Annotated in this window: 1 protein-coding gene; it reads left to right on the plus strand. The window is 57.5% G+C overall.

Going from position 1 to position 1,322, the window contains the following annotated elements; translation table 11 throughout:
• Positions 1-135: 135 nt before the first annotated feature.
• Positions 136-1,308 carry an IS4 family transposase gene (locus ACQGNJ_RS00030; RefSeq protein ID WP_426687204.1) on the plus strand — a complete coding sequence of 391 codons (1,173 nt, stop codon included), beginning with the start codon at positions 136-138 and terminating at the stop codon, positions 1,306-1,308.
• The last annotated feature ends 14 nt before the right edge of the window (positions 1,309-1,322 follow it).

The following is a 1,322-nucleotide window of genomic DNA, read 5'->3' on the forward strand; positions in this document are numbered from 1 at the left end:
CCAGTACTGTCCGGGGAAAGTGCTCGGCGATCTCAGTAAACGTTTGATCGTGCGACAAAAATGGCATTGTTCGGGTGTTAGCGATTTCAACCGTGCTGGCCTCAAGCTGGACGACCTCACCGGGAGGGCGTCGCCATGCACGAAGGCCAATTTGTATTCACACAGCTCATGCGGCATCTGCCAATGCATACGTTCCGACGCCTCGTCGCGAAGTACGACGGCGATCGCTACGTGAAACGCTTTACCTGCCTCGATCAGTTTCTGTGCATGGCTTTCGCTCAGCTCAGCGGACGCGAGAGCCTGCGCGATATCGAGATCTGTCTGCGCGCGCACCAGGCCAAGCTTTATCACCTTGGCATCCGCGGACATGTGGCGCGCAGCACCTTGGCCGATGCCAACGAACAGCGTGACTGGCGTATCTATGCCGAGTTTGCACAGGGCCTGATCACGACGGCCCGACGACTCTATGTCAACGATCCGCTCGATATCGAGTTGGCCCACACTGCCTATGCACTCGACTCGACCACGATTGAACTCTGCCTGTCGGTGTTCCCGTGGGCGCGTGCCATGCACCTTGGTCGCGGCGGTCTCAAGCTGCATACGCTGCTCGACATCCGCGGTGCCATCCCCACCGTGATCAGCTTTTCCGAGTCACGCCAGCACGATGTGCACATGCTCGACGAGCTGATGCCCGAGCCAGGCGCGATCTATGTGATGGATCGTGCCTACCTCGACTTCGAGCGCTTGTACCGCTTCCACTGCGAGGGTGCGTTCTTCCTCATGCGCACGAAGAAGAACCTGCGCGTGCGTCGACGCTATTCTCAACCGGTGGCAGATCGACGTCTGATCGGTTGCGATCAGACCGTGGTGCTGGTGCGCGATGTGGTCCGTGCGAGGTATCCCTGTGTCCTGCGTCGCGTACGTGTACGTGATCCCGACAGCGGTCAATCCATCGTCCTGTTGACCAATCACTTCTCACTACCAGCAACGACGATCAGCGCCTTGTATCGCCATCGCTGGCAGATCGAAATCTTCTTCAAATGGATCAAGCAGCACCTACATATCAAGGCATTTTTCGGCACCTCACTCAATGCCGTGAAGACCCAGGTCTGGATCGCCGTTGCCGTCTATGTGCTCATCGCCATCGTGCGCAAGCGCCTTCACTTGAAGGCTTCGCTCTACGAAATTTTACAGATCCTGAGCGTGACGCTATTCGAGCAAACCTCACTGGAACGCACCCTGCGGCAGCAAGAACTACCGAGTTCCGGAAGCGACGCCGCTAACCAGTTGATTCTATTCCCCGATTAACCGGACAGTACTGG

Source organism: Rhodanobacter ginsengiterrae, from assembly GCF_050026815.1.
GTDB classification, from domain to species: Bacteria; Pseudomonadota; Gammaproteobacteria; order Xanthomonadales; family Rhodanobacteraceae; genus Rhodanobacter; species Rhodanobacter ginsengiterrae.